The organism is Pantoea sp. X85 (genome assembly GCF_029623675.1).
In the GTDB taxonomy this organism is placed as follows: domain Bacteria; phylum Pseudomonadota; class Gammaproteobacteria; order Enterobacterales; family Enterobacteriaceae; genus Pantoea; species Pantoea leporis.
This window is the reverse complement of sequence record NZ_CP121108.1, coordinates 3,065,377-3,086,296: the sequence shown is the minus strand read 5'-3', so window position 1 is coordinate 3,086,296 and position 20,920 is coordinate 3,065,377. Positions and strand designations below refer to the sequence as shown.

The 20,920-nt window shown below is 55.3% G+C and carries 20 protein-coding genes; 15 read left to right on the top strand and 5 right to left on the bottom strand.

What is annotated here, in order from left to right:
• Positions 1 to 107: 107 nt before the first annotated feature.
• The 11 genes from ndk to P6287_RS14370 all read left to right on the top strand — a co-directional run bounded on the left by ndk (position 108) and on the right by P6287_RS14370 (position 12,868).
• Positions 108 to 539: a nucleoside-diphosphate kinase gene (gene ndk, locus P6287_RS14420; RefSeq protein WP_007884899.1), complete on the top strand. Its 432-nt coding sequence runs from the start codon at positions 108 to 110 to the stop codon at positions 537 to 539.
• Positions 540 to 727: 188 nt separating this feature from the next.
• Positions 728 to 1,897: a bifunctional tRNA (adenosine(37)-C2)-methyltransferase TrmG/ribosomal RNA large subunit methyltransferase RlmN gene (locus P6287_RS14415; protein WP_007884898.1), complete on the top strand. Its 1,170-nt coding sequence runs from the start codon at positions 728 to 730 to the stop codon at positions 1,895 to 1,897.
• 75 nt (positions 1,898 to 1,972) lie between these two features.
• Positions 1,973 to 2,707 carry a type IV pilus biogenesis/stability protein PilW gene (gene pilW, locus P6287_RS14410; RefSeq protein ID WP_277973964.1) on the top strand — a complete coding sequence of 245 codons (735 nt, stop codon included), beginning with the start codon at positions 1,973 to 1,975 and terminating at the stop codon, positions 2,705 to 2,707.
• Complete coding sequence (gene rodZ / locus P6287_RS14405) at positions 2,697 to 3,713, top strand: cytoskeleton protein RodZ (RefSeq protein WP_192411389.1); 1,017 nt, start codon at positions 2,697 to 2,699, stop codon at positions 3,711 to 3,713. The genes pilW and rodZ overlap by 11 nt, the downstream gene beginning before the upstream one ends.
• Before the next feature lie 38 nt (positions 3,714 to 3,751).
• Positions 3,752 to 4,873 carry a flavodoxin-dependent (E)-4-hydroxy-3-methylbut-2-enyl-diphosphate synthase gene (gene ispG / locus P6287_RS14400; protein ID WP_101763487.1) on the top strand — a complete coding sequence of 374 codons (1,122 nt, stop codon included), beginning with the start codon at positions 3,752 to 3,754 and terminating at the stop codon, positions 4,871 to 4,873.
• Between the two features lie 105 nt (positions 4,874 to 4,978).
• Positions 4,979 to 6,253, top strand: a complete 1,275-nt coding sequence (hisS, locus tag P6287_RS14395) for a histidine--tRNA ligase (RefSeq protein WP_277973963.1) — start codon at positions 4,979 to 4,981, stop codon at positions 6,251 to 6,253.
• A gap of 39 nt (positions 6,254 to 6,292) precedes the next feature.
• On the top strand, positions 6,293 to 6,910 hold the full coding sequence (locus tag P6287_RS14390) for a YfgM family protein (protein ID WP_101763489.1): 618 nt from the start codon (positions 6,293 to 6,295) through the stop codon (positions 6,908 to 6,910).
• A gap of 19 nt (positions 6,911 to 6,929) precedes the next feature.
• Positions 6,930 to 8,111 (top strand): outer membrane protein assembly factor BamB, encoded by a 1,182-nt coding sequence (bamB, locus tag P6287_RS14385; protein WP_110866466.1) that lies wholly within the window; start codon positions 6,930 to 6,932, stop codon positions 8,109 to 8,111.
• Between the two features lie 178 nt (positions 8,112 to 8,289).
• Positions 8,290 to 9,780 (top strand): ribosome biogenesis GTPase Der, encoded by a 1,491-nt coding sequence (gene der / locus P6287_RS14380; RefSeq protein WP_101763491.1) that lies wholly within the window; start codon positions 8,290 to 8,292, stop codon positions 9,778 to 9,780.
• A 94-nt stretch (positions 9,781 to 9,874) separates the two neighbouring features.
• The gene (locus P6287_RS14375) at positions 9,875 to 10,102 is read left to right on the top strand and encodes a zinc ribbon domain-containing protein (protein WP_210081469.1); all 228 of its coding nucleotides are present in this window, start codon (positions 9,875 to 9,877) and stop codon (positions 10,100 to 10,102) included.
• A gap of 327 nt (positions 10,103 to 10,429) precedes the next feature.
• Positions 10,430 to 12,868, top strand: a complete 2,439-nt coding sequence (locus tag P6287_RS14370; protein WP_192411392.1) for a glucose/quinate/shikimate family membrane-bound PQQ-dependent dehydrogenase — start codon at positions 10,430 to 10,432, stop codon at positions 12,866 to 12,868.
• 86 nt (positions 12,869 to 12,954) lie between these two features.
• Here the strand turns inward: P6287_RS14370 and P6287_RS14365 are convergent, their stop codons facing one another.
• The 4 genes from P6287_RS14365 to xseA all read right to left on the bottom strand — a co-directional run bounded on the left by P6287_RS14365 (position 12,955) and on the right by xseA (position 16,000).
• A complete protein-coding gene (locus tag P6287_RS14365) occupies positions 12,955 to 13,137 on the bottom strand; it encodes a general stress protein (RefSeq protein ID WP_045814915.1) in 183 nt (60 codons plus the stop codon).
• 103 nt (positions 13,138 to 13,240) lie between these two features.
• Positions 13,241 to 13,567: a protealysin inhibitor emfourin gene (locus P6287_RS14360; protein ID WP_192411393.1), complete on the bottom strand. Its 327-nt coding sequence runs from the start codon at positions 13,565 to 13,567 to the stop codon at positions 13,241 to 13,243.
• Positions 13,552 to 14,577 carry a M4 family metallopeptidase gene (locus P6287_RS14355; RefSeq protein ID WP_277973962.1) on the bottom strand — a complete coding sequence of 342 codons (1,026 nt, stop codon included), beginning with the start codon at positions 14,575 to 14,577 and terminating at the stop codon, positions 13,552 to 13,554. The genes P6287_RS14360 and P6287_RS14355 overlap by 16 nt, the downstream gene beginning before the upstream one ends.
• Positions 14,578 to 14,626: 49 nt before the next feature.
• Positions 14,627 to 16,000 carry an exodeoxyribonuclease VII large subunit gene (gene xseA, locus P6287_RS14350; protein ID WP_277973961.1) on the bottom strand — a complete coding sequence of 458 codons (1,374 nt, stop codon included), beginning with the start codon at positions 15,998 to 16,000 and terminating at the stop codon, positions 14,627 to 14,629.
• A 169-nt stretch (positions 16,001 to 16,169) separates the two neighbouring features.
• Between xseA and guaB the strand changes: the two genes are divergently transcribed.
• The 3 genes from guaB (at position 16,170) to P6287_RS14335 (ending at position 20,236) form a co-directional block, all read left to right on the top strand.
• The gene (guaB, locus tag P6287_RS14345) at positions 16,170 to 17,636 is read left to right on the top strand and encodes an IMP dehydrogenase (RefSeq protein ID WP_101763497.1); all 1,467 of its coding nucleotides are present in this window, start codon (positions 16,170 to 16,172) and stop codon (positions 17,634 to 17,636) included.
• A 72-nt stretch (positions 17,637 to 17,708) separates the two neighbouring features.
• Complete coding sequence (gene guaA, locus P6287_RS14340; protein WP_101763498.1) at positions 17,709 to 19,289, top strand: glutamine-hydrolyzing GMP synthase; 1,581 nt, start codon at positions 17,709 to 17,711, stop codon at positions 19,287 to 19,289.
• Positions 19,290 to 19,459: 170 nt separating this feature from the next.
• Positions 19,460 to 20,236 (top strand): DUF3750 domain-containing protein, encoded by a 777-nt coding sequence (locus tag P6287_RS14335; RefSeq protein ID WP_008108318.1) that lies wholly within the window; start codon positions 19,460 to 19,462, stop codon positions 20,234 to 20,236.
• A 27-nt stretch (positions 20,237 to 20,263) separates the two neighbouring features.
• Here P6287_RS14335 and P6287_RS14330 read toward each other — a convergent pair whose 3' ends face one another.
• A complete protein-coding gene (locus tag P6287_RS14330) occupies positions 20,264 to 20,443 on the bottom strand; it encodes a DUF2158 domain-containing protein (protein WP_101763499.1) in 180 nt (59 codons plus the stop codon).
• A 216-nt stretch (positions 20,444 to 20,659) separates the two neighbouring features.
• Here P6287_RS14330 and P6287_RS14325 point away from each other — a divergent pair, with 216 nt between their 5' ends.
• Positions 20,660 to 20,917 carry a hypothetical protein gene (locus tag P6287_RS14325; RefSeq protein WP_277973960.1) on the top strand — a complete coding sequence of 86 codons (258 nt, stop codon included), beginning with the start codon at positions 20,660 to 20,662 and terminating at the stop codon, positions 20,915 to 20,917.
• Positions 20,918 to 20,920: the final 3 nt, after the last annotated feature.

The window sequence follows — 20,920 nt, the reverse complement described above, 5'->3', positions numbered from 1 at the left end:
ATTCCGCCAATCGCTAATAGGCAACGCGCTGCGATATCCCTATAATCGGCGCGTTTTCTTACCGGGAGGAGCTCCCGGATTCTTCAGGATGCTAACTAGAGGTCAACATGGCAATCGAACGTACTTTCTCAATCGTGAAACCAAACGCCGTCGCTAAGAACGTGATTGGTGCAATTTATAACCGTTTTGAAAGCGCGGGCTTCAAAATCGTTGGCGCAAAAATGCTGCACCTGACCAAAGAGCAGGCTGAAGGCTTCTACGCTGAGCACAAAGGCCGTCCATTCTTTGATGGTCTGGTTGAATTCATGACTTCTGGTCCGGTTGTGGTTTCTGTACTGGAAGGCGAAAACGCCGTTCAGCGTCACCGCGATCTGATGGGTGCAACTAACCCAGACAACGCGCTGGCAGGGACCCTGCGTGCGGATTACGCGGACAGCTTCACCGAGAACGCGACCCACGGTTCTGACTCTGCTGAATCTGCAGCACGCGAAATCGCGTACTTCTTCGCAGAAAACGAAGTCTGCCCACGCACTCGCTAAGTGCGTTGATGGCCTGAGCGGACACCCGTCTTTACAGCTGTTCAACCTCTGTGAAACGGTTCCCCTGGCATCATGCAGCAGATGTAGTACAATTATGCGCCCTTGTTGAGCCAGCCTCAGCGAGGGCGCTGTTTTTTTCCTACTATTAACCAGAGCCGTAACGTGTAACAACGAGGCCAGAGAACATTATGTCCGAACAGATTGTGACGCCGTCGTCCGCTTCCCCCGTGGTTGTTTCCCCAAAAAACGAAAAAATTAACCTGCTGGATCTTAATCGTCAGCAGATGCGCGAATTCTTTCTTGAGATGGGCGAAAAGCCGTTCCGTGCCGATCAGGTCATGAAGTGGATGTACCACTACTGCTGCGATGATTTCGAGCAGATGACCGACATCAACAAAGTGCTGCGCGGTAAGCTGATGCAGCGCGCTGAAATCCGTGCGCCGGAAGTAGCGGAAGAGATGCGTTCCACCGATGGCACCATTAAATGGGCGATTCGCGTGGGCGACCAGCTGGTTGAAACCGTCTACATCCCGGAAGCGGATCGCGCAACCCTGTGCGTTTCTTCACAGGTAGGCTGTGCGCTGGAGTGCAAATTCTGTTCGACGGCGCAGCAGGGCTTTAACCGCAACCTGCGCGTATCAGAAATTATCGGCCAGGTATGGCGCGCCGCGAAAATCATCGGTGCCGCGAAAATTACCGGTCAGCGCCCGATCACCAACGTGGTGATGATGGGCATGGGCGAACCGCTGCTGAATCTGAACAACGTGGTGCCGGCGATGGATATCATGCTGGACGACTTCGGTTTCGGCCTGTCAAAACGTCGCGTTACGCTGTCAACCTCTGGCGTGGTGCCGGCGCTGGATAAGCTGGGCGATATGATCGACGTAGCGCTGGCGATTTCACTGCACGCGCCGAACGATGCGATTCGTGATGAGATCGTGCCGATCAACAAAAAGTACAACATCGAGACTTTCCTTGCGGCGGTCAAACGCTACATCGGCAAGTCCAACGCCAATCAGGGCCGTGTGACCATCGAGTATGTGATGTTGGATCACGTCAATGACAGCACCGACAACGCGCATGAACTGGCGGCACTGCTGAAAGAGACGCCGTGCAAAATCAACCTGATTCCGTGGAACCCGTTCCCGGGCGCGCCGTATGGCCGTAGCTCCAATAGCCGTATCGATCGCTTCTCCAAAGTGCTAATGGATTACGGTTTCACCACCATCGTGCGTAAAACCCGTGGTGATGATATCGACGCCGCTTGTGGTCAGCTGGCGGGCGATGTGATTGACCGTACCAAGCGTACGCTGCGTAAGAAAATGGCGGGCGAAGCCATCTCTGTGAAGGCGCTCTGAAAGCCAGCGCCTGCTGATATTCAGCGGGCGTAACTCATGTCAGTCTCTCCGCATATTTTTCATGGAGAGACTGAAATGCATAAAGGATTACCCGCCGCGATTCTGGCTGGCTTTGTTGTAACCGGTTGTGTCAATCATCCTGCAAAGCAGAGTGCAGCGGATATCCGTCTGCAGCTCGGATTGCATTATCTGGCGGTGAAGGATTATGCCGCTGCACAGCGCAATTTATTGCGTGCTCAGCAGGCAGCGCCGAAAGATTATCGCGTGCCGTTGGCCCTGGCCCGTGTGGCGCAGGCGCAGCTGAACAGCGCACAAACCCGCTGGCACTATCAGCAGGCGCAGCAGTTAGCGCCGCTGAATGGTTATGTGGCTAACAATTACGGTGCGTTTCTCTGCGGTTTAAGGCAGTATGACGAAGCGCATCAACAGTTTAAGCTGGCAATTGAGGCGCAGGAAATCGATGCTCGTCAGGATGCATTCCTGTTTTCGGGCTATTGTTACCTGCAGGCTGATGAGAGTGCCTCAGCGCGCGAGCAGTTAGGTTACGCGCTGGATGCCGCACCGGAGCAGGGCAGTCAACTGCTGAGGGAAGTGGAAAGGCGGCTTGAACAGCAGGAACAGCAGTCGGTTCCGCTGCTTTTAGAAGTGTACCACCAGCGTTTGCCCGCAACGGCAGAGAGCCTGTGGTTACAGATACGTTTCGCCGCGCAACAGGGAAACGCTGCTGACGTTACACGTTATGGCGACCGGTTGGCGCGAAGTTTTCCACAATCGATACAGTACCAGCGTTATTTAGCTAATGAATACTGAAGCCACTCAAGAGAATTCTGCAGTACATTCCACAGGTGAACGCCTGCGTCTGGCCCGTGAGCAGATGGGGCTGACCCAGCAAAACGTCGCTGAACGCCTGTGCCTGAAACTTACTACCGTGCGTGATATTGAAGAGGATAAGTCACCTGCTGATTTGGCTTCGACATTCCTGCGCGGTTACATTCGCTCCTATGCCCGTCTGGTGCATGTGCCGGAAGATGACCTGCTGCCGATGATGGCAAAACAGGCTCCGGTGCGCGCTGCCAGGATCGAGCCGATGCAGAGCTTCTCATTGGGTAAGCGTCGTAAAAAGCGCGATGGCTGGCTGATGATCTTCACCTGGTTGGTGGTTTTCGTCGTAGTCGGTTTGACCGGTGCGTGGTGGTGGCAAAACCATAAAGCGTCACAGGCTGACTTGGTGTCGATGGCCGATCAAAACGGCAGCGGCGACAATAGCCAGTCCATTCCATTGGGCGACAACAGCACCGACAGCAATACCGATGCGGACACTAACGCTGCCGGTACGCCAGTCGATAACGGTGCTGGCGCAGCGGCCACGCCTGAAAGCAACGCCGACGCACCTGCGTCGAGCATGAGCAACAATGCGCAAACCACCGGCAGCGACAACGCCGTGGTTTCGCCAAGCCAGGCTCCGATTGATACAGCGCCGCCAGCAGCGACCTCTCCGGCGCCAGCAAACAGTGTTCCTGCTGGTCAAATGCCTACCGCGAATGCGGCAGTCAGCCAACCGGCAGGCGATCCGAATGCCATCGTAATGAACTTCAAAGCCGACTGCTGGCTGGAAGTCAGCGATGCGACCGGCAAGAAGTTGTTCAGCGGTTTGCAACGTAGCGGCGGTAAGCTGAGTTTGTCCGGAACGGCTCCGTATCGTCTGAAAATTGGCGCACCGGGTGCGGTTGACGTGCAATATCAGAATCAGCCCGTTGATTTAAGTCGTTTTATCCGTAATAACCAGGTTGCCCGTCTGACGCTGGGTGCGCAATAACGCGCAGCGCGCTTTCCGGGTAATTGTGGAGAGAGAATATGCATAACGAAGCACCCATCATCCGTCGCAAATCAACACGGATTTACGTCGGCAAGGTGCCAGTTGGCGATGGTGCGCCCATCGCCGTTCAGTCAATGACCAACACCCGCACCACTGACGTGGACGCCACCGTTAACCAGATTCGCCAGCTTGAGCGCGTCGGGGTTGATATCGTGCGCGTCTCCGTTCCCACTATGGATGCGGCTGAAGCCTTCAAACTGATTAAGCAACAGGTCAACGTGCCGCTGGTCGCGGACATTCACTTTGACTATCGCATCGCACTGAAAGTCGCTGAATATGGCGTGGATTGTCTGCGTATCAATCCAGGCAACATCGGCAACAATGAGCGTATTCGCCAGGTGGTGGATTGTGCGCGTCATTACAACATTCCGATCCGTATCGGCGTTAATGCCGGTTCGCTGGAAAAAGATCTGCAGGAAAAATATGGCGAGCCAACGCCGCAGGCGCTGCTCGAATCCGCGATGCGCCATGTGGATCACCTTGATCGCCTCAACTTTGATCAGTTCAAAGTGAGCGTCAAAGCCTCTGACGTCTTCCTTGCCGTTGAATCTTATCGTTTACTGGCGAAAGCCATCGATCAGCCGCTGCACCTCGGTATTACCGAAGCGGGCGGCGCGCGTGCGGGTTCCGTGAAATCGGCGATCGGTTTAGGTTTACTGCTGGCCGAAGGCATCGGCGATACGCTGCGTATTTCGCTGGCGGCCGATCCGGTTGAAGAAGTGAAAGTCGGCTACGATATCCTCAAATCTCTGCGCATCCGCTCCCGCGGTATCAACTTTATTGCCTGCCCGACCTGTTCGCGTCAGGAGTTTGATGTCATCGGTACGGTCAATGCGCTGGAAGAGCGGCTGGAAGACATCATCACACCGATGGATATTTCCATTATCGGTTGCGTGGTGAACGGTCCGGGTGAAGCGACAGTTTCTACCCTCGGCGTGACCGGCGGAGCCAAGAAAAGCGGCTTCTACGAAGATGGTGTGCGCCAGCGCGATCGTCTCGATAACAACGACATGATCGACCAGCTGGAAGCGCGTATTCGCGCTAAAGCCAGCATGCTGGATGAAAGCCGCCGTATCAACGTGCAGCAGTTGGAAAAATAATCGTGGTGCGCGCCTGTCGCGTGCCAGTTTGTGATTGAACCTGTGCGGTTTCATCCTCATAAGGTATGATGCCGCTCAGGTTTTTTTGTCTTAAGAGATTCTAACGTGGCGAAGAATATTCAAGCGATTCGCGGGATGAACGATTACCTGCCGGCGGATACCGCGATTTGGCAGCGTATTGAAGGCACCCTTAAGCAGGTGCTGGCCAGCTATGGTTACAGTGAAATCCGTCTGCCAATCGTTGAGCACACCCCGTTGTTCAGCCGCGCGATCGGTGAAGTCACCGACGTGGTTGAGAAAGAGATGTACACCTTTGAAGACCGCAACGGCGAAAGCCTGACGCTGCGTCCGGAAGGCACAGCAGGTTGCGTGCGCGCCGGTATCGAGCACGGTCTGCTGTACAATCAGGAACAGCGTCTGTGGTACACCGGCCCGATGTTCCGCTACGAGCGCCCGCAGAAAGGTCGTTATCGCCAGTTCCATCAGATGGGTGTCGAAGTCTTCGGCCTGCAAGGCCCGGACGTAGATGCTGAGCTGATCATGATGACCGCGCGCTGGTGGAAAGCGTTGGGTATTGCCGAGCATGTTGAGCTGGAGCTGAACTCTATCGGTTCGCTGGACGCGCGTGCCAACTATCGCAGCGCGCTGGTGGGATTCCTTGAGCAACATCAGGACGTACTCGACGAAGATTGCAAACGCCGCATGTACACCAATCCACTGCGCGTGCTCGACAGCAAAAATCCTGACATCCAGAAACTGTTAAACGATGCGCCAACGCTGGGCGAATTCCTTGATGAGGAGTCGCGCGAGCACTTCAGCGGCCTGTGTGCCTTGCTGGACGACGCGGGCATTAGCTATCGCATTAACCAGCGCCTGGTGCGCGGCCTCGATTACTATAACCGTACCGTGTTTGAATGGGTGACCAGCAGCCTCGGTTCGCAGGGCACCGTGTGCGGCGGCGGACGTTACGATGGTTTAGTTGAACAGCTGGGTGGACGTGCCACGCCAGCGGTTGGTTTTGCCATGGGTATGGAGCGTCTGGTGTTGCTGGTGCAAGCAGTTAATCCAGAATTTGAACCGACGCGCATTGTTGATGTCTATGTTATCGCTTCGGGGCAGGGCGTTCAGTCCGCCGCGATGCAACTGGCGGAAAAACTGCGTGATGCTGATCCGGCACTGAAGATGATGACCAACTTTGGTGGCGGTAACTTCAAGAAGCAGTTTGCCCGTGCAGACAAGTGGGGCGCACGCATTGCGCTGGTGCTGGGCGAAGATGAAGTGAAAGCGGGCCAGGTTGTGGTGAAAGACCTGCGTACCGGCGATCAACAGACGCTGGCTCAGAGCGACGCCGCAGCAACGTTGCGCACGCTGCTGCAGTAAGCGCAGCACTGCAATAGCCATTTTAAAGAGAGGGATTGCGTGGAAGTTTACAGCAACGAAAACGAACAAGTTGACGCGCTGCGTCAGTTCTTTGCCAACAATGGCAAATTTCTGGCCGTTGGCGTAATCATCGGTATCGCTGCGCTGGGTGGCTGGCGTTTCTGGTCCAGTCATCAGGAAGGCACCGATAAAGCGGCATCAGCCGAATATCAACAGCTGACCAGTGCGATGCAGGCGGACAAGCCTGATTCGCTGGAAGCGGTCGCCACTTTCGCCAGCGAAAACAACAACACCTATGGTGCGTTGGCTTCGTTGGATCTGGCTAAGCAGTATGTTGAAACTAATCAGCTCGATAAAGCTATCACTCTGTTACAGAGTGGGCTGAAAGATACCAAAGATGCCAACCTGCAGGCGGTGATTAACCTGCGTCTGGCTCGCATTCAGTTGCAGCAAAGTCAGGCCGATGCCGCACTTTCTACCCTTAACAATGTTAAAGGTGATGGCTGGACAGCCATTGTGGCGGACATTCGTGGCGAAGCACTGCTGAGCAAAGGCGATAAGCAGGGCGCGCGTGATGCCTGGAGCAAAGGTGCTGAATCGCAGGCCTCTCCCGCGCTGAAGCAAATGCTGCAGATGAAGATGAATAACTTAAGTTAAGCCAGTCAAGAGAGCGCACATGGAATTACGTAAATACCTGCTGCCAGGGCTGATTTCAGTCACTCTGCTCAGCGGTTGCTCGCTGTTCAGCGGCGAAGAAGATGTAGTGAAAATGGCCCCGCTGCCTAAAGTGGAAAACCAGTTTACGCCGCAGACCGCGTGGAGCACCTCGGTTGGCGATGGCGTTGGTGATTTCTATTCCAATCTGCATCCAGCCTGGCTGGACGGTACCGTGTATGCTGCGGATCGTTTTGGTGTGGTTAAAGCGCTTGATGCCAGCAATGGTAAAGAGAAATGGAAAGTCGATCTCTCTGAGAAAACCGGCTTCTTCTCGAAAAACATCTCGGCACTGCTCTCTGGCGGCGTCACCGCCAGCGGCGACCGCATCTACATCGGTAGCGAACGTGGTCAGGTATTTGCGTTGAATACCAGCGATGGTGGCATCGCCTGGCAGACCAAGGTCGCCGGTGAAGCGCTGTCGCGTCCGGTGGTGAGCGACGGTTTAGTGCTGGTTCACACCAGCAACGGTATGTTGCAAGGCCTTGATCAGAGCACTGGCGTGATCAAATGGACCGTTAATCTTGATATGCCTGCGCTGTCACTGCGCGGTGAATCAGCCCCGACCGTGGCCTTTGGTGGCGCAATTGTGGGTGGCGATAATGGCCGCGTGAGCGCAGTCATCGTCAATCAAGGTCAGCTGATTTGGCAGCAGCGTATTTCGCAGCCAAGCGGCGCCACGGAAATCGATCGCCTGAGCGACGTCGATACTACGCCAGTCGTGGTAAACGGTGTGGTTTATGCGCTGGCGTATAACGGTAACCTCACCGCGCTGGAACTGCGTTCTGGTCAGGTGCTGTGGAAACGTGAGATTGGCGGCGTGAAAGACATGGTGGTGGATGCGGGTCGTATCTATCTGGTCGATCAGGATGACCGCGTGATTGCCCTGAATGCTGATGGTGGCGTAGCCATCTGGCGTCAAAGCGATCTGCTGCATCGTAATCTGACCTCGCCGGTGCTGTTCAACGGTTATCTGGTTGTCGGTGATAGCGAAGGTTATCTGCACTGGATTAACACCCTTGACGGCCGCTTCGTGGCGCAGCAGAAACTGGACAGCGATGGCTTCCAGACTGAACCGGTTGTTGCCGGTGACAAGCTGCTGATCCAGGCGAAAGGCGGAGAAGTTTACGCCATCACCCGTTAAGGATTTGGCTCTGCGGGAACGCGTTTCCCGCTCGCTTACACGGCTCCTGATTCGTCAGGGGCCGTTTCGTTTTTAGTCAGGCATGGTATTCTTTGCGCCTTCAGCCTGACGCCTGGCGTCAAATGTCGTTATAATCACGCCATTCGGGCGAATTATTTTAAAAACTGAGGCAAGTGTTATGGTACCTGTGGTCGCGCTGGTTGGGCGTCCCAATGTGGGAAAATCTACGCTATTTAACCGTTTAACACGCACACGTGATGCGCTGGTGGCGGATTTTCCTGGACTGACTCGCGATCGCAAATATGGTCGCGCCGAAGTGGAAGGGCGCGAATTCATTGTTATTGATACCGGCGGTATTGATGGCACCGAAGAGGGCGTAGAAAACCGCATGGCGGAGCAGTCGCTGCTGGCGATTGAAGAAGCCGATGTGGTGCTGTTTATGGTGGATGCGCGCGCGGGCGTAATGCCGGCGGATCAGCAAATCGCTAATCATCTGCGTGCCCGTGAGAAAGCCACCTTTGTTGTCGCCAACAAAACTGACGGTATCGACCCGGAAGCGGCGGTGCTGGATTTCTATGCGCTGGGCTTAGGCGAGATTCACGCCATTGCAGCTTCGCATGGCCGCGGCGTTAACAGCCTGCTGGAAACCGCACTGTTGCCGTGGATGGAAGAAATCGTTCCAGAAGTCGAGCTCACTGAAGAAGAAGAGAACGCTGCTTATTGGGCCGATTTAGAAGAAGAGAGTGAGAAGGCGCTGGAGGAAGAGGAAGAAGAAGATTTCGACCCAACCACACTGCCAATCAAACTCGCTATCGTTGGCCGCCCGAACGTGGGTAAGTCAACGCTAACTAACCGCATTCTTGGCGAAGACCGTGTCGTGGTCTTCGACATGCCGGGCACCACGCGCGACAGCATCTATATTCCGATGGAACGTGACGGACGTGAGTATGTCCTGATTGATACCGCTGGCGTACGTAAGCGCGGTAAAATCACCGAAACCGTCGAAAAATTCTCAGTTATCAAAACGTTGCAAGCGATCGAAGATGCTAACGTGGTAATGCTGGTGATTGATGCCCGTGCCGGAATCTCCGATCAGGATCTCTCGCTGCTCGGCTTTATCCTGAACAGTGGGCGCTCACTGGTGATCGTGGTCAACAAGTGGGATGGCATGACGCAGGAAGCCAGAGATGAAGTCAAAGAGATGTTGGACTTCCGCCTGGGCTTTATCGATTTTGCGCGCATCCACTTTATTTCCGCCCTGCACGGCAGCGGCGTCGGCAACCTGTTCGAATCGGTGACCGAAGCGTACGACTGCTCTACCAAACGTGTGGGCACCGCAATGCTGACGCGCATTATGACCATGGCCGCCGACGATCACCAACCGCCGTTGGTGCGGGGTCGCCGCGTGAAGCTGAAGTATGCGCACGCCGGTGGTTATAACCCGCCAATCGTGGTGATTCACGGCAACCAGGTGAAAGATCTGGCTGATTCCTATAAGCGTTACCTGATGAACTACTTCCGTCGTTCACTCAACGTTATGGGTACGCCGATTCGCATTCAGTTCAAAGAAGGCGATAACCCGTACGCGGGCAAACGCAACCTGTTGACGCCAACGCAGCAGCGTAAACGTCAGCGTCTGATGTCGCATCTGAAGAAGAACAAGCGTTAAGATGAGAAGGGCCCAGCAGGGCCCTTTTTTTTCACCTGTAACTTGTAGTGGCGCCATTTATGGCGACCGCCATCCAAAGCGCAGAGGATAATGGATGAACTTTTCCTGCCCAACCTGTCAGCAACCACTCACTCTCAGTGAAACCGGTTTTGACTGCCCCAATTGTGAACGTCATTTCGATCGTATCGCCTTATGCCCGGATTGCCATCAGCCGTTACAAGTGCTGAAAGCCTGTGGCGCTGTCGACTACTTTTGTCAGCACGGCGACGGTCTCATCTCGAAAAAGCGCGTCGAATTTACGCCTGACTTCATCGCAGATTAAAAACTCCGGATTCCACGCCTAGAGTTATTAACAAGTTACGCCTGGATTTGTAGCAAAAATGCTATTAACCAGTGACTGCCGCGTTATGGATATTCACTTTTTATTGTACCAGGTGGTACAATCCTGCCGCCTTGTCGCGAGAATCACTCTCACCTACGTTGTGTCCTCGCTCACAAGCGCCGAATCACGGGCATTGCACCCGTATCAATAGATATAAAATAAAGCGTAACGGAATAGTTCCTGTCTCCCGCTGCGGCTGGGGCCTTGTCATCGGCTGCCACAGATTTATCGGCGCCAGCGCTTTATTTTTTCAGGAGAGTTTTTGTTATGGCAGAAAATTCCGCTCGTCCCGGCAAAGGGCTGAGCATCTGGTCCGTACTGTTTGGCCTGGTCTTGCTGGCAATCGGCTTGTTCTTCGCAATCGGCGGCGGCAAGCTGGTCGCGCTGGGCGGCAGCTGGTACTTCCTCATCGCCGGTATCGTTATGTTGCTGGCGGCCATTCAGTTCTTCCGTCGCAAATCATCCGCCGTCACCCTGTTTATTCTGGTGTTTGCTGGCACGCTGATTTGGTCACTGTTTGATGCAGGCCTGCATTTCTGGCCGCTGGTCTCGCGCTTGATGGTGCCGGCCGGCTTGATGCTGTTTGCATTCCTCACCTGGCCAGCCCTGCGTAAAAGCGAAGGCAAAAGCTCCCTGGCAAAAGTCTCCTATGTGCTGTCTGCGGTGATCGTGGTGGGCATGGTGGCGACTTTCGTGCAGATGTTCCAGCCGCATCCTACCGTGGCATTTGACGGTAAACAGCTGCCGCTGATTCCGGTCGATAAATCAAAACCTCAGCAAGACTGGAGCAGCTACGGCCGTACGCCGGGTGGCGACCGCTTCGCTGCCATCGATCAGATTACCCGCGACAACGTGAAAGACCTGCAGGTTGCCTGGACTTTCCACACTGGCGATACGCCAATCAGCCCAACCGGTAACGGTGCGGAAGATCAGCAAACCCCGCTGCAGGTGGGCAACACGCTGTTCCTGTGCACCCCGCATAACAATGTGATTGCGGTTGCCGCAGACAGCGGTAAGGAAATCTGGAAACGCGAAATCAACGCGCAGGCAGAAGTGTGGAACCGCTGCCGTGGCTTAGCCTATTTCGATGCGACTAAACCCCTGCAGCAGCCAACCGAGCCGGGTTCAACGCCGGTTACTGCCGCTGTGCTGCCTGCTGGCGACACCTGTCAGCGTCGTATTCTGATGAACACCATTGATGCGCGTCTGATTGCTATCAACGCCGACAACGGTGAGCTGTGCGACACCTTCGGTACGCACGGTGTGGTTGATCTGAAAACCGGTCTGGGCAGTGCGCCAGATCCGCAATATCAGCTGACGTCACCGCCAGCGATGGCCGGTACCACCGTAGTTGTGGGTGGTCGTGTCGCCGATAACGTACAGACCGACATGCCTGGCGGCGTGCTGCGCGGTTTTGACGTCATCACCGGTCAGATGCGTTGGGCGTTTGACCCAGGCAATGACGACCCCAATGCGGTGCTGATGCCGGGTAAAAATTACACCCGCAGTACGCCAAACTCGTGGGCGCCAATGTCTTACGATCCGGCAATGAACACCGTGTTCCTGCCGATGGGTAGCTCGTCAGTGGATCTGTGGGGTGCGAATCGTACCAAACTGGATCACACTTACGGCGCATCAATCCTGGCGTTGGATGCCACCACCGGTAAGCAGAAGTGGGTTTATCAGACCGTGCATAACGATCTGTGGGACTTCGACCTGCCAATGCAGCCGAGCCTGGTCGACTTCCCGATGAAGGATGGCACCAACAAGCCAGCCGTCGTTATCGGCGCGAAAACCGGCATGATCTGGGTGCTAGACCGCCTGACCGGCAAGCCTTTGACCAAAGTTGAAGAGCTGCCGATGCCGCAGGGTCACATCCCGAACGAGCAGTACACCAAAACTCAGCCGCACTCTGTGGAAATGCCAAATATCGGCAACCAGAAAATGACGGAGTCGGATATGTGGGGTGCAACACCGTTTGATCAGCTGGCGTGTCGTATTGCCTTTAAAGGTATGCGTTACGATGGTCTGTTCACCGTGCCAGATACCGATAAATCCCTCAGCTTCCCAGGTTCACTGGGCGGTATGAACTGGGGCGGTATCTCGTTTGACCCGAACAACCAGTACATGTTCGTTAACGACATGCGTCTGGGCCTGTGGGTACAGATGATCCCACAAGACACCAGCAAAACGGCGGCCAGCAACGGCGGTGAAGCCATCAACACCGGTATGGGTGCGGTTCCGCTGAAAGGCACACCGTACGCGGTGAACAAAAACCGCTTCATGTCGCCGCTGGGCATTCCGTGCCAGGCTCCTCCGTTCGGTACGCTGTCAGCGATTGATATGAAAACCCGTCAGATCGTGTGGCAGGTGCCGGTGGGTACGGTAGAAGATACCGGTCCGTTTGGTATCAAAATGCGCGCGAAAATGCCAATTGGTATGCCGACCTTAGGCGGCACGCTGGCAACGCAGGGTGGCCTGGTGTTCATCGCGGGTACGCAGGATTACTATCTGCGCGCTTTCGATAGCTCAACCGGTAAAGAAGTGTGGAAAGCACGTCTGCCAGTCGGCAGCCAGGGCGGTCCAATCAGCTATGTTTCGCCGAAAACCGGCAAACAGTACATCCTGATCTCCGCAGGCGGTGCACGTCAGTCGCCAGACCGTGGTGATTACGTGATTGCTTACGCGCTGCCAGACAGCAAGTAAGTTAAAAAAGGAGAAAGGCCGACATCATGATGTCGGCCTTTTTTTTATCACCCTCCGTGGCACATCTCTTCCTTAAGGCACCTTAATCACTGCTGCTTAGAAGGGCGACGGCTTTTTTGACCTCCTTTTCTTCCAGCTTCCCTGGCTCTTTCAGGATCGTTTCTGAAATTACCCCCACTGACTTTGCCGCCAGCGCTACCGGCTTCCCTGGCGCGCTCCGGGTCCTCTGCAAAGTTCCCGGCACCACCTCGTTGCTTTTTTTGTGTCATAGCAGAGACCTCATCTAAGGGTGTTTTCTTCGACGTGGACTAGCTAGCCACATAATGAGTATAGTCAATCAGTTACGTTCTGCCTTGAGAGATCTCCGATAACCTATTCACCGTCTCGCCACAGCGATTGCAGCTCGGGGGGCGCCAGTTGTTCGGGAATTAAAATCACGAAACTTCCCGCTTCGCGATGGGTCGCATAGGTGATTTGAATGCGGTAGTAGCGCTGATCGCCACGACCGACATTTGCCGCCTGATCTTCCGTTTCCCCCAACGGCATTGCCTGTTCCAGTACTTCGCAGACGCGCTGCTTTTGCGGTTCCGGCAGTTCCCCCAGCGCAAAGCGCCGTTCGCCGCGCAGTTTAGGGATAAAAGCGATTCCGCCTTCCCGCGCCAGCTCGATGATTGCGTCATCGGTCAGTTGGATGTCCATGTTACGCCTACCTGCTGCCAGGCGGATTGGATCTTTTCCGCCATTGAGCTGTTGAATCGTTGATTAGCGTGCTGCACGGTAAAGCGCGCAAAGGTGCTGAAATCGGCATCCTGCGGCAGCGTTTTGTCGCACAGCGTGTCGTACCAGGCTTGACCGGCCTGTTCCCACGCAAAGCCGCCCAGCGCTTTAGCAGCGAGGTAAAAGGCACGATTGGGAATGCCAGAATTGAGGTGCACCCCGCCGTTGTCGTCACGCGTTTCGATGTAGTGCGCCATATCGGCCGGTTGCGGATCTTTACCCAGCACCGGATCATCGTAAGCCGTTCCCGGTGACGACATCGAGCGCAATCCGCGCCCGTTGATGCCCTGCGCCAGTAGACCTTCGCCGATAATCCAGTCGGCCTGATCGGCGCTCTGCTTGAGGTGAAATTGCTTCACCAGCGAACCAAACACGTCAGACATCGATTCATTCAGCGCGCCTGCCTGCTGGAAATAGATCAATCCCGCTTCGGTTTCTGTCACGCCGTGCGTCAGCTCGTGCGCCACCACATCCAGCGCGATAGTGAAGCGATTGAAAATCTCGCCGTCACCGTCACCAAACACCATCTGCTGCCCGTTCCAGAAGGCGTTCTGATACTCCTTGCCGTAATGCACGGTGCCATCGAGCTTCAGGCCTTTATTGTCCAGCGAGTTGCGTTGGTAGATTTGCCAGAAGAAATCGTAGGTAATGCCGAGATAGTTCCAGGCTTCTTCGGCTGCAACATCACCATTTCCCGGCTGGCCTTCTTCGCGCACCAACGTGCCGGGCAGATTTTGCGTCCCTTCGGCGTCATAGATAGCACGCAGCACTGTGCCTGGCTGAGCGGTGGTGGTGCTTGCTGGTTTAGCGTTATGTTCGCCCATCAAGTGCTGGACGTGGGTGAGGGTGCGGCGCGCGTAGTCTTGCTGCGCGCCGGAGCAGTTATCAATGATATTGCGCAGAATGTAGGGAGGAATAACGCTGTAAGACATAAAAAAACTCCTGGCCATTGAGGTACATGCCAGAAGTATAGTTTTCCCGCTATGAACGCGCTTTGCGGCTCCGGGATTTCTGCGGTTCGAGTGCGGTAACCTGGCTTTCCACCCAACCATCGTCCAGCCGGGTGCGCAGCAAGTCGCCTTTGCTCAGCTGTTGAGTTTTCTTCACCACCTGACCTTGGGTGTCGGTGGTTACGCTGAAGCCACGCGCCAGCGTTGCCAGCGGGCTCACGCCTTCCAGCTGTGCCGCCAGCGTGCCAAAGCGCTGACGATTGTGATTGAGCTGCTTCTCCATGCCCTGCTGTAAGCGATAGTGCCATTGCTGGAGCTGCTGCTGAGCGCGCAGAATACGTCCCTGCGGCTGCTGGGCGTTAAGGCGTTGCAGCAGGCGATCCTGCTGACGATTGGCCACACGCATGCGCTGGTCCATCGCTTCACCGAGACGGCGCTGCAGCTGGAAGAGCGCGGTTTGCTGGCGTGCCAGACGCAGCTGTGGATGCTGCTGCTGCAAGCGGTGCTGAATGCGCGTGAAGCGACGCTGCTGCTGAGCCAGATAGAAATCCATCGCCATCTCCATGCGCTGCTGCTGCGACTGCAAACGGCGCAACAGTTCAAGCTGATTACGGCTCACCAATTCTGCCGCAGCAGACGGCGTCGGCGCACGTAAATCCGCTACGAAGTCAGCGATAGTGACATCGGTTTCATGCCCAACGGCGCTGACAATCGGCAGGCGGCTGGCAAAAATCGCCCGCGCCACGCGCTCGTCATTGAAACTCCACAAATCTTCCAGCGAACCGCCGCCACGACCGACAATCAGCACGTCACACTCATCGCGCTGGTTAGCCAGCTCAATGGCACGCACAATGCCAGCCGGCGCATCCACGCCTTGCACCGCGGTGGGATAGATAATCACCGGCAGTGAAGGATCGCGTCGATGCAGCACGCGCAGCACGTCGTGCAGCGCCGCGCCGGTGGCGGAGGTAATCACGCCCACCTGACGCGCCGGATCCGGCAGCGGCTGTTTGAACTGTTGATCGAATAAGCCTTCCGCGGCTAAACGCGCTTTCAGCTTCTCGAATTGCTGCTGCAGCAAGCCTTCACCGGCCGGATGCATGCTTTCGATAATCAGCTGATAATCGCCGCGCGGTTCATACAGCGTGATGCTGGCGCGCACTAACACCTGCTGGCCATGTTGAGGACGGAAGGTGACGCGACGATTGCTGTTGCGGAACATTGCGCAGCGCACTTGTGCGCCATCATCCTTCAACGTGAAGTACCAATGACCGGAAGAGGGCTGAGTGAAATTTGAAATTTCAGCGCTGAGCCACACCAGGCCCATCTCATTTTCCAGCAGTTGGCGCACCGTGGTGTTCAGGCGGCTGACGGTAAAAATATTGGCGGTTGGCGGTAGCGACATGTGATGTAGATCAAATTTTAAATCAGAGGGTTAATCAACTGATACTACATTGCTTGCCCCGAGGATCAAGACTTTTTCTGAAAAAACACTGGAGGCAATCGGTTTCGGCCTGTATAATGCCGCGGCAATATTTTATCTGTTTTAATCGCCCCCAGGTGGAGATATTGCAATGTTAAGAATCGCTAAAGAAGCCCTCACATTTGACGACGTTCTGCTCGTTCCCGCTCACTCCACTGTCTTACCGAACACCGCTGATCTCAGCACTCAACTGACGAAAAACATCCGTCTCAACATCCCCATGCTCTCCGCTGCAATGGACACCGTGACCGAAGCCGGTCTGGCAATTGCGCTGGCGCAGGAAGGTGGTTTGGGCTTTATTCACAAAAACATGTCAATTGAGCGCCAGGCGGATGAAGTTCGTAAGGTGAAAAAACACGAAAGCGGCGTCGTTACCGATCCACAAACCGTGCTGCCAACCACCGCGCTGGCGGCGGTGAAAGAGCTGACCGAACGTAACGGCTTCGCCGGCTACCCGGTCGTGAACACCGACAACGAGCTGGTAGGCATCATCACGGGCCGTGACGTGCGTTTTGTTACCGACCTGACCTTACCAGTTTCCGCGGTGATGACCCCGAAAGAGCGCCTGGTAACGGTGAAAGAGGGTGAAGCACGCGAAGTTGTGCTGCACAAAATGCATGAAAAACGTGTTGAGAAAGCGCTGGTTGTTGATGACAGCTTCCACCTGCTGGGCATGATCACCGTTAAAGACTTCCAAAAAGCCGAACGTAAACCTAACGCGTGTAAAGATGCGGAAGGCCGTCTGCGCGTAGGCGCTGCGGTTGGTGCCGGTGCGGGCAATGAAGAGCGCGTTGATGCGCTGGTTGCTGCCGGTGTTGACGTGCTGCTGATTGACTCATCACACGGTCACTCTGAAGGCGTGCTGCAGCGTATTCGTGAAACCCGTGCAAAATACCCGAACCTGGAAATCATCGGCGGCAACGTTGCCACCGGCGCAGGCGCATTGGCGCTGGCGCAGGCCGGCGTGAGCGCGGTGAAAGTGGGGATCGGTCCTGGCTCAATCTGTACCACGCGTATCGTCACTGGTGTTGGCGTGCCACAGATCACCGCGGTTTCTGATGCGGTTGCCGCGCTGGAAGGCACCGGCATTCCGGTTATCGCTGATGGCGGCATCCGCTTCTCTGGCGACATCGCTAAAGCGATTGCAGCAGGCGCAGCGGCCGTCATGGTCGGTTCTATGCTGGCTGGTACCGAAGAGTCTCCGGGCGAAATCGAGCTGTATCAGGGCCGTTCGTTTAAGTCTTATCGCGGTATGGGTTCACTGGGCGCGATGTCTAAAGGCTCTTCAGATCGTTACTTCCAGAGCGATAACGCCGCTGACAAACTGGTACCGGAAGGTATCGAAGGCCGCGTGGCCTATAAAGGCCGCCTGAAAGAGATCGTGCATCAGCAGATGGGCGGCTTACGCTCTTGCATGGGCCTGACGGGTTGCCAGACCATTGACGATCTGCGCACCAAAGCGGAGTTCGTGCGTATCAGCGGCGCGGGCATCAATGAAAGCCACGTGCATGACGTGACCATCACCAAAGAGTCACCAAACTACCGCATGGGTTCATAATCCCGTAAAATTTAGCGCCCGGCACCCGCCGGGCGCTTTTATTATTAAGTCCATCCCAATGGAAACGCCTCAATGACGACTGAAAATATTCATAAACATCGCATTTTGATCCTCGATTTTGGTTCTCAGTATACGCAGCTGGTTGCGCGCCGCGTGCGCGAGCTGGGTGTCTACTGCGAACTCTGGGCGTGGGATGTCACCGAAGAGCAAATTCGCCAGTTTAACCCGAACGGCATCATTCTCTCTGGCGGTCCGGAGAGCACCACCGAGCTGAACAGCCCGCGTGCGCCGGAATACGTGTTTAACGCGGGTGTGCCAGTGTTGGGCGTCTGCTACGGCATGCAGACCATGGCGATGCAGTTGGGCGGCAAGGTTGAAGGCTCTAACGAGCGCGAATTTGGTTATGCGCAGGTTGAAGTGCTGACTCAGAGCGCGCTGGTGCGTGACATCGAAGATGCGATTAGCGCAGCAGGTAAACCGCTGCTGGACGTTTGGATGAGCCACGGCGACAAAGTCACCGCCATCCCAGCCGGTTTCGAAACCGTTGCCAGTACCGAAACCTGTCCGTTTGCCATCATGGCTAACGAAGAGAAGAAATTTTACGGCGTGCAGTTCCACCCGGAAGTGACGCACACGCGTCAGGGCCTGCGCATGCTTGAGCGTTTCATTCGTGACATCTGCGGCTGTGAAGCGTTGTGGACACCAGCCAAAATCATCGAAGATGCGGTTGAGCGTATTCGTCAGCAGGTTGGCGATGACAAAGTGATTCTCGGTCTGTCTGGTGGTGTGGACTCTTCTGTGACCGCGATGCTGCTGCATCGCGCCATCGGCGAGCGTCTGACCTGCGTGTTCGTGGATAACGGCCTGCTGCGTCTGAATGAAGCTGAGCAGGTGCTGGAAATGTTCGGTGACCACTTCGGTCTGAACATCGTGCACGTTGCGGCAGAAGCGCGCTTCCTCGATGCGCTGGCAGGCGAGAACGATCCCGAAGCCAAACGTAAAATCATCGGCCGCGTATTCGTAGAGGTGTTTGACGAGCAGGCGCTGCGTCTGGAAGACGTGAAGTGGCTGGCACAAGGCACCATCTATCCTGACGTGATCGAATCGGCGGCTTCTGCCACCGGTAAAGCACACGTGATCAAATCGCACCACAACGTGGGCGGTTTGCCGAAAGAGATGAAGATGGGCCTGGTTGAGCCGCTGAAAGAGCTGTTCAAAGACGAAGTGCGTAAAATCGGTCTGGAACTCGGCCTGCCGTACGACATGCTGTATCGTCATCCGTTCCCAGGTCCAGGTTTGGGCGTGCGCGTGCTGGGCGAAGTGAAGAAAGAGTACTGCGACCTGCTGCGCCGTGCAGACGCCATCTTCATCGAAGAGCTGCATAAAGCTGACCTGTACAACAAAGTCAGCCAGGCGTTCACCGTGTTCCTGCCAGTACGTTCTGTTGGCGTGATGGGCGATGGTCGTAAATATGATTGGGTAGTTTCACTGCGTGCGGTGGAAACCATCGACTTCATGACAGCGCACTGGGCGCACCTGCCGTACGATTTCCTCGGCCGCGTCTCTAACCGCATCATCAACGAAGTTAACGGCATTTCCCGCGTTGTTTATGATATTTCAGGTAAACCACCTGCGACGATTGAGTGGGAATAAATCCTGCTTTGATTACTGCGTAAAAACGAAGCCCGCTTAATTGCGGGCTTTTTTTTTCAAACCTTCTGATGGCAAATCATGCGGCTAAATGTATCGCATAGTTCGTGAATACAAACCCCCCCGTTTCGATGCAAGATAGCGAGTAATTTTTACTCATCAGGATGCCGTCGATGTTGCCTTTCAAAGCCGTACTGATCTCTTTTCTTTGCATCATCTTGCTTTCATTAGGCGCGAGCTTGGCGCAGGCAACGCGAAGCGGTGAGCTCACCTCTGAACGCGGTGGCTGGGCATCCGCAAGGCGCGATTCGGCCGGTATCGCACCGGATCCGCAGCGTTATGCGGCAGAAGCTATCGTGCAGGTTTATGCTGCGCCGACTTATGGCTGGAAGGGCGCGGTGGCGGTGCATCCGTGGATTATCTTCAAGCGCGCCGGTGAAACCCGCTACAACCGTTACGAAGTGATTAGCTGGGGCAGCGGCGATAAAGTGCGTCGTAACAGCAATCTTCCCGATGGTTATTGGTACGGTGCGAAGCCGCGTCTGCTGGTTGACCATCGCGGCAGTAGCGCAGAAGCGATGATTCCGCAGATCGAAGCGGCCATTAAATCCTATCCCTGGCCGACCACGTATCACGCCTGGCCGGGACCCAACAGCAATACTTTTATGGCACATATTGGCCGCGAGGTTCCGGCGTTGAAGTTGGATCTACCGGCTAACGCGCTCGGCAAAGATTATCGCTCGCTGCTTAATCCGGTAGGTTTACCGCCGTCAGGTCGCGGCGTGCAGCTTTCCCTGCTGGGTGTGTTGGGTGTGACGGTTGGAGCGGAAGAGGGGCTGGAAGTGAATCTGCTGGGATTAAACATGGGGCTGGATTTCACACCATTCAGGCTGCGTCTGCCGTTTATCGGCGGCATCGGTCAGAATAATGTGCAGCGAGACAATCCCTAAAAATGGCCCCGATTTGGGGCCATTTTTTTAACAGACGCCGAAATCGCCGTCTTCGTGATACAGATTCACGCTATCGGCTCTGACTTCAATTTCACGCTTGATGTGATCGTCAACGCGAGCGCACCACAGCATATCGCCTTCCACGCGCAGCACCTGCATCTTTGGGCCACCGGTCTTAGACTGCACAAAATCATCCACGTTAAACATGCTTCTTCTCCGTCAGGTCAGTGATAACAACAGAGTCTATATGCACTTCAGGCGCTGTGCGCTTGATTTTGTGCGCTGTCTTCCAGCACAAAACTGAATCAAAGCGCGTTGAGACCGTTCTGGTTATTTTCTGCAGCATTCGCCGCTGAAATAGTACCGAAACACTTCGCGGTTGTCAGTTGACAACTTATTGCGGTGAGCATAAGGTAGCCAGCGATGTCAGAGAGGAAGCGGCATCCGCATAAAGCGGTCGAAGGAGCTTTGCGATATGCAGAAGCGAGAGGTTGGAAGATTGCAGTTGGCGGTCACCATGCGTGGGGCAAGATGTACTGCCCAGATAATTCGACAGAGTGTCGATGTGGGGATTACTGCATTACCTGCATCTGGAGTACGCCAAAAAATCCTGAAACGCATGCCAAACTGTTACGGCGCGTGGTGGATAACTGCAGTGAAAACCCTCAGCGGGTTAAGTGACGA